Below are 8,045 nucleotides of genomic sequence, written 5' to 3' on the forward strand. Positions count from 1 at the left end.
AACCTATAGTTATAAACTATTACTTTATTAATATATGATTTTTTAAAATTAATTCTATACAAAATATTTTAATTATTTATTAAAGAATCTTTCATATCATTTATAAAAATATACTCATATAATCATGTATAAAAAAAATTATCATAATAAATTTATTGTAGTAGAAGGAATAGAAGGAGCTGGAAAAAACCATGCTTGTTCATTTATAAAAAAAATTTTAGAAAATTATGGCATAAAAAAAATTATCTCGATAAGAGAACCAGGAAGTACTCCTCTTGCAGAAAAAATTAGAACATTAATTAAAGATAAAAATATAAAAGAAAAAATAATAAATAAAACCGAACTACTGTTATTATATGCAGCTCGAATACAATTGGTTGAAACAATTATTAAACCAAAGTTAAAAACAGGAACATGGATTATTAGCAATAGACATGATATGTCTTCTTTTGCTTACCAAGGAGGAGGAAGTAGAATTAATACATCTTTTATTTTAAAGTTAAGAAAGATGTGTTTAAATAATTTTTACCCTGATCTTACCGTATATTTAGATGTAGAACCTAAAGTTGGTTTAAAAAGAGCATTTTCTAGAGGTTCTACAGATAGAATAGAACAAAAGCATCTTAATTTTTTTATTCGAACTAGAAATCGTTATTTACAATTAATTAATAAAAATCCAAAATCAATATTTATTAATGCTAATTATAATATTAAAACTGTAGAACAAAATATTTTTAAAAAAATAAAAATATGGTTAAACAAATAAACATGAACCTATTTCCATGGCTATTAAATATTTATAAAAATATTATTTATCAACATAAAATCAAGAAAAGTCATCATGCTATAATAATTAAATCTACCCAAGAACTAGGTATAACAGAATTAGTATGGAATATAGGAAAATGGATTTTATGCCATAATAAAATAGATATAATGAGTTGTGAAAAATGTATAAGTTGTAAATTAATGACATATAACAATCATCCGGATTGGTATAACATTAAAATTAAAAAAAAAAAATAATAATATTGGAATTGAAAACATACTTTACATTATAGAAAAAATATTACATACACCTCAACAAGGAACAGGTAAAGTATTTTTTTTTTCTAATACTAAAGAATTAACAGAATATTCTATCAATGCATTACTAAAAATTTTAGAAGAACCACCAACCAATAATTGGTTCTTTTTTAAACATACATGTAATTTACGTTTAAGTTATACATTAATGAGTAGATGTATTACATATAATCTATTTCCACCATCAGAACAAGAAGGAGTTGAATGGTTAAAAAAAAACATAACAATTAAAAAAGAATTATATCCAATATCTTTAAAAATTTGTGATTATTCTCCTATAATAGCAAAAAAAATGTTTGTTGAACTAAATTGGGAAAAAAGAATAAAATTATTTACTCAATTAAAACAATCTATTCATAATAAAAATATACTACAGTTAGTTACTCACTTATCTAATTCCAATGATATAAAAAAAATAATTTGGATTTGTTCTTTACTACTTGATTCAATAAAATGGAAACATAAATTATACTCATTAATTATAAATATAGATCAAATAGATTTAATAAAATTTTTATCTTGTAAACAATCTATAACAAATTTAAATCAAACTATGAAATCTTGGATAAAATGTTATTATAACTTAATTAATATTGATGGAATTAATCAAGAATTAATTATATTAGAACAATTATTATATTGGAAAGAAATATTGAATACATTTTGATAATTAAATTAATATTAGAGAATATTATTTATGTTACTAGTAGATAGTCACTGCCATTTAGATCAATTAAATTATAACACTATACATATCAATATTAATGATATGTTACATAAAGCATATAAAAATCACATTAAGTTATTTTTATGCATTGCTACTTCTATACAAAACTGTAAATCAATAGTTCATTTATTTAAAAAAAATAATAATATTTTGTATTCTTTTGGTATTCATCCATTAAATTGTAATGTCAATACTGTAGATTTAATAGAATTAGAACAGTTAACTATGTACAATAAAGTAATTGCAATAGGAGAAACTGGTTTAGATTATTATCATCAACCTATTCAAAAAGAATTACAAAAATGGTTATTTAGAAAACATATACAACTTGCTAAAAAAATAAAAAAACCAGTTATAGTACATTCAAGGCAATCTAATCAAGACATGATACAAATTTTAAAAGAAGAAAATGCTTATTCTTGTAAAGGTATATTACATGCTTATTGTGACGACATTAATATAGCAAAACAATTATTAAACATTGGTTTTTATATTTCTTTTTCAGGAATAATCACTTTTAAAAACTCAGAATATATTAGAAAAATTTTAAAATATATTCCTATTGATTCAATATTAATAGAAACAGATTCTCCTTATTTAACACCTGTTCCTTATCGAGGAAAAGAAAATCAACCTGCTTATTTATATAATATAGCAAAATACATATCTTGTCTAAAAAAAATAGATATAGAAATGTTATCAGAAATTACTACTAATAATTTTTATAAATTATTTAATATAGAATCAAATTTTATTGATTCTTAATTAATATGAATTATATATTATATTTATCATTATAAGATTAACAATATCTATTATTTAAAAAATAGTTAATAAAATCTATCTTATGATTATAATTAGGAGCTTTATAATAATATGTTTGAAAATTCATTTGCAAACCTGCAAAAGGTAGGTAAATCTCTTATGCTTCCAGTATCTGTTTTACCTATTGCTGGAATTTTGTTAGGAATTGGATCTGCTCATTTTAATTTTATACCATTAATTATATCACAAATTATGGCTGAATCAGGTAATTCAGTGTTTTCTAATATGCCTTTGATTTTTGCTATTGGTGTAGCATTAGGATTTACTAAAAATGATGGAGTATCAGCATTAGCCTCAGTTGTTTCATATGGTATTATGATACATACATTATCTGTAGTAGCTCCAATAATTTTACAAATAGATTCAGTGATAATAAATCAACAAAATTTATGTGATACCGGAATAGTAGGAGGAATAATGGTGGGATTAATTTCTTCTTATATATTTAATTTATGTCATCATATCCAACTACCAGAATATTTAGGATTTTTTGCAGGTAAAAGATTTGTTCCAATTGCTTCTGGATTAGCTTCTATAATTTTAGGAATTATATTAGCATGTATATGGCCTCCTATTGGATCGATGATCAAACAATTTTCATCTTGGGCTGCGTATCAAAATCCTCTAGTAGCATTTGGAATATACGGAATAGTAGAAAGAGCATTAGTACCTTTTGGATTACACCATATCTGGAATGTACCATTTCAAATGCAAATAGGAGAATATACTAATTCTATAGGACAAATATTTCATGGTGATATTGCAAGATATATGGCAGGTGATCCTACTGCAGGTAGATTATCTGGAGGTTTTTTATTCAAAATGTATGGATTACCTGGAGCAGCATTAGCTATCTGGAAATGTTCTAAAAAAAAGAACAGAAATAAAATAGGTGGCATTATGATATCTTCTTCTTTAACTGCTTTTCTTACAGGAATAACTGAACCAATAGAATTTTCTTTCATATTAGTAGCTCCTATACTATATATTATACATGCAATATTATCTGGATTAGCTTTTACTATTTGTACTTTTTTTGAAATGAAAGCAGGTACTAGTTTCTCTCATGGATTAATTGATTTTATAATATTAAGCGGAAATAGTAATAAAATATGGTTATTTCCTATTGTAGGAGTAATATATTTTATTACATACTATATTATTTTTTATATTTTTATCAAAAAATTTAATCTACAAACACCTGGTAGAGAAGAATTAATTAATGATATTAAAGTTAAAAATAATAATGAAATAGCATTAGATTTAATACATATTTTAGGAGGAAAAAATAATATTAGTAATTTAGATGCATGTATTACTCGTATTCGAATTACTGTAATAAATATAAACAAAGTTAGTCAATCAGAATTAAAAACAATAGGAGCTTCTGGAGTTATCATATCTGGAAAAGGAATTCAAATCGTATTAGGAACAAAATCAGATAATATCAAATCTATCATGGAAAAATATATGCATAATTAGTTATAATTTAATTATACACAAGGAAAAAGTTTTTACTTAACCTTGTGTAAGGTTATAACAAAATTATAAAAATATCAATATTATTAATAGAACAAACATTATATAAAATTATAATTTATATAATTAATTTAAATAAGATATAATTTATGTTTAAAAAAACTATTTTTCATAAAATTATCAGTGGTGAAATTAAATCATCTATAATATATCAAGATAAATATGTAACAGCAATTAAAGATATTAATCCACAAGCACCAATACATATATTAATTATTCCAAATGAATATATACCAAATTCAAATTATATTAATAAAAACAATAGACAATTATTTGGTTATATGTTCTATATTGCAACAAAAATTGCCAAAAAAGTTCATATTGATCAAGATGGATATAGAATAATTTTAAATTGTAATAAAAACGCTGGACAAGAAATTTATTATTTACATATTCATTTATTAGGTGGTAAAAATTTAGGACCTTTATTAAAATAATCATATAAATTAGTTATTATTTAAAATTAATGTTTAAATTAATAATATTAATAAAATTTAGTTATTATTTAATAAATGTAATATTATAATAATGAATATTATTATTTCAGAAAATATTTTATTAATAGAAATTAATATTAAATTAAAATAAATATATTATTATATTATAATATAATGCCAATTTTTAATAAATTTAAATAAAAAATATCTACTAAAAATACATATTTTTTAAATTAAATATTATAATTAATAATATATTTATTTAAAATAATAATAATACTAATTAAATAATATTATTATTTTTATTTTAATTCAGTAATATAAATAAATTATAATATTTCTATAATTATATTAATATAAATACATTTATTACTTTTTTAATCAATATAAAAATTAATATTTATATAAAAAATTATATTCATCAAAATATTTGTCATAAATATATATAATTTTTACATATAAAATATGTATACTACTAATATATTTATTTAAATTTAAATTATGTTAAAATACATTTTTTATCAAATTAATTATTAGTTTAAAATTTAATAAATAAAAATTTTATTACTTATTAAATATAAAAATATTGTAAAAAAAAACAAATTTTTATTTAATAATTTAATTTATTTATATTAATATTATTATTTTAATATATATTTAAAAATTATACATATATATAATAAAATTATTTATATACATAAAAATATTATTAATTTAATTATTATATAAATAATATGTAATAAATGTTAGACAAAAAAAATTGTCTTAAATCTTGATACTAATTCAATTTTTATATTTATAAAAAATTACTATACTAAAAATAATAAATTTATTATTTTAATATTAAATAAATTAATCTTAAATATTATTTTTTAGAATTTTTAATTACATATAAAATCATTTTTTTTAATTAATGATAATATTAAAGTAATTAGATTAATTAAATATAACTATCATTTCAATAAATTTAAAATTTATATTTTTAATTATAAATCAAATTTTTATTTTAAAAATTATATTTTTTTTATTAAATTTTTATATTGATTAAAATATATTTTATATTTAATATACTCAATAAAAAATTAATACAAAAAATTAAAAATTTTAAATAAATATTTATTCATATTAAAATAAATTTTTCAAATAAAAAATATTTATTTTATATGAAATAAATATAAATAAAATATATCAATTATAAATAATTTTATTAAAATATAATCATTATACCTAATAAAAATATAATCAAAAAATATTTATATAATTGATAAAAAGATAATTTCATATGTATATTATATATATGTGATTTTATACATATATATAAAAAAATAAGATCATGAATTAATTTATTATAATTATATCATTTAATAATTATTTAAAATTAGTTATATATAATTTTTAACAAATATATATAAAAAATATATAATAAAATAATGAATTTTCATTCAACAATAAGAATTTTTTACCGTTCTTGGAAAAGGAATTAAATCTCTTACATTAGATACTCCTGTAATATAAGAAACAAATCGCTCAAAACCCATTCCAAAACCAGCATGTGGAACCGTTCCATAACGACGTAAATCGATGTACCATTCATAATCTTGATTTTTATATTTATATTCTTTTAATCTACTTATTAAAACATCAATACGTTCTTCTCTTTCTGAGCCTCCAATAACTTCTCCAATTCCTGGAAGCAAAATATCAACAGCAGCTACAGTAATTTGATCATCATTTAATCGCATATAAAAAGCTTTAAGAGATTTTGGATAATTTTTAATTACTACTGTTCGATAATTATAATAATGAATTAAATATTTTTCATGTTCAGAAGATAAATTTAAACCAAAACGTACTTGTTCTTGAAAACGTTTTTTAGAATTTAATAAAATATTGATTGCTTCAGAATAATTTATTTGAATAAAATCAGTAATTAAGAATGTTTCGAGTTTTTCTTTTATTTTATGATCTACTTTATTCATTAAAAATTTTATTTCATCAGTACAATATTCTAAAACAGTGTGAACTACATATTTTAATAAACTTTCAGCTAAATTTATCACATTATTTAAATTTATAAACGCTTGTTCTACTTCTAACATCCAAAATTCTGCTAAATGTCTACTAGTATTAGAATTTTCAGCTCTAAATGTAGGTCCAAAAGTATATACTTTTGATAAAGAACAAGCATAAGATTCTAAAGTTAATTGTCCAGAAACAGTTAAAAAAGATTCTTTTCCAAAAAAATCACTATTAAAATTTGTTGAACCATCTGAATTTTTAGGAATAGAACAAAAATTTAAAGTAGATACTCGAAACATAGAACCCATTCCTTCAGTATCTAAACTAGTAATAATTGGAGTTGGTATCCAATAATAAAAATTTTCATTTAAAAAATCATGTAAAGATTTCATAACAATATGTCTAACTCTAGAAATAACACTAATTAAATTTGTTCTAGACCGTAAATGTGGAACAGTTCTTAAAAATTCCATACTATGTTTTTTACTAGATATTGGATATTGATTTGGTTTATCAATCCATCCATAAATTTTAATTTTTTTCGCTATCACCTCATAAACTTGATTTTTACCCTGAGAATATACTAAAATTCCTTTAGCTATAATAGAACAACCTGTAGTTAATTTTAATACTTCTTGATAATTTAACAAATGATTATAAACTATAAATTGAATTGGATAAACACTAGATCCATCTACAATATCTAAAAAAGAAAATCCTAATTTTGAATCTCTTTTATTTCGCATCCATCCACGAATAATAATTTCTGTATTGACATTGATTTTATTTTTATATACGTCTAGTACAGATACTATACACATATCTTTTCCTATTATTTTAGTTGTTTTATATTATTCTTTTAAAAATTTATTTAAAATTTTAAGAAGTTATTATCAAAAAATGAATTTTTAAAAATAAAATATTTTTATTAAAAATATAACTGTACTCAAAAAATATTTTAAATATAAATAATTTATTGGTATAAATAATTTTATCATATTCAAAAAAAATATATATATTTTTATTATCAATGTACAATTTATGTAAAAAATTATCATGTTTAATTCATTTAATAAAATTATTATTAATAATAAATTTAATATTTTTAAAAAATTATTTATTTTTATAATCAATGCATTATGATTATATATAAATCAAATTATAATATTAAACATATCTCATATTACATATAAAAAATAAAATAAATATATATAAATAAAATTTTTTAATTTTAATAAAAAAAATATTTTATACAAAATTAATATATTCAAAAATTTTAGTTAAAAAAATAATTATATATACATTTCATAAAAGATATTTATTATTAATTAATAATTATATTTTTATATATATAAAATTTCCAGAACAAAATATTTATTTTCTAATATTTTATTAATTATTCAAAAAAAAAA

General features: G+C 19.0%; 7 protein-coding genes and 1 pseudogene. 7 read left to right on the forward strand and 1 reads right to left on the reverse strand.

Annotated features, from left to right (window positions below):
- The first annotated feature begins 124 nt into the window (after positions 1-124).
- The 7 genes and pseudogenes from tmk to AB4W75_RS01620 all read left to right on the forward strand — a co-directional run bounded on the left by tmk (position 125) and on the right by AB4W75_RS01620 (position 4,614).
- Positions 125-766 carry a dTMP kinase gene (gene tmk, locus AB4W75_RS01590; RefSeq protein ID WP_367679232.1) on the forward strand — a complete coding sequence of 214 codons (642 nt, stop codon included), beginning with the start codon at positions 125-127 and terminating at the stop codon, positions 764-766.
- 2 nt (positions 767-768) lie between these two features.
- The gene (locus tag AB4W75_RS01595; RefSeq protein ID WP_367679233.1) at positions 769-1,026 is read left to right on the forward strand and encodes a hypothetical protein; all 258 of its coding nucleotides are present in this window, start codon (positions 769-771) and stop codon (positions 1,024-1,026) included.
- A 40-nt stretch (positions 1,027-1,066) separates the two neighbouring features.
- A pseudogene (locus AB4W75_RS01600) lies at positions 1,067-1,204 on the forward strand (DNA polymerase III subunit delta'); the annotation flags it as partial.
- 30 nt (positions 1,205-1,234) lie between these two features.
- Positions 1,235-1,753 carry a DNA polymerase III subunit delta' C-terminal domain-containing protein gene (locus AB4W75_RS01605; RefSeq protein WP_367679234.1) on the forward strand — a complete coding sequence of 173 codons (519 nt, stop codon included), beginning with the start codon at positions 1,235-1,237 and terminating at the stop codon, positions 1,751-1,753.
- Between the two features lie 30 nt (positions 1,754-1,783).
- A complete protein-coding gene (locus tag AB4W75_RS01610) occupies positions 1,784-2,578 on the forward strand; it encodes a TatD family hydrolase (protein WP_367679235.1) in 795 nt (264 codons plus the stop codon).
- Between the two features lie 111 nt (positions 2,579-2,689).
- Positions 2,690-4,120 (forward strand): PTS glucose transporter subunit IIBC, encoded by a 1,431-nt coding sequence (gene ptsG, locus AB4W75_RS01615; RefSeq protein WP_367679236.1) that lies wholly within the window; start codon positions 2,690-2,692, stop codon positions 4,118-4,120.
- Positions 4,121-4,266: 146 nt separating this feature from the next.
- Complete coding sequence (locus AB4W75_RS01620) at positions 4,267-4,614, forward strand: histidine triad nucleotide-binding protein (RefSeq protein ID WP_367679237.1); 348 nt, start codon at positions 4,267-4,269, stop codon at positions 4,612-4,614.
- A 1,442-nt stretch (positions 4,615-6,056) separates the two neighbouring features.
- On the opposite strand, the gene asnS is transcribed toward AB4W75_RS01620, so the two are convergent.
- Positions 6,057-7,454 (reverse strand): asparagine--tRNA ligase, encoded by a 1,398-nt coding sequence (asnS, locus tag AB4W75_RS01625; RefSeq protein ID WP_367679238.1) that lies wholly within the window; start codon positions 7,452-7,454, stop codon positions 6,057-6,059.
- Positions 7,455-8,045: the final 591 nt, after the last annotated feature.

It is taken from the genome of Buchnera aphidicola (Eriosoma lanigerum), from assembly GCF_964059125.1.
In the GTDB taxonomy this organism is placed as follows: domain Bacteria; phylum Pseudomonadota; class Gammaproteobacteria; order Enterobacterales; family Enterobacteriaceae; genus Buchnera_D; species Buchnera_D aphidicola_C.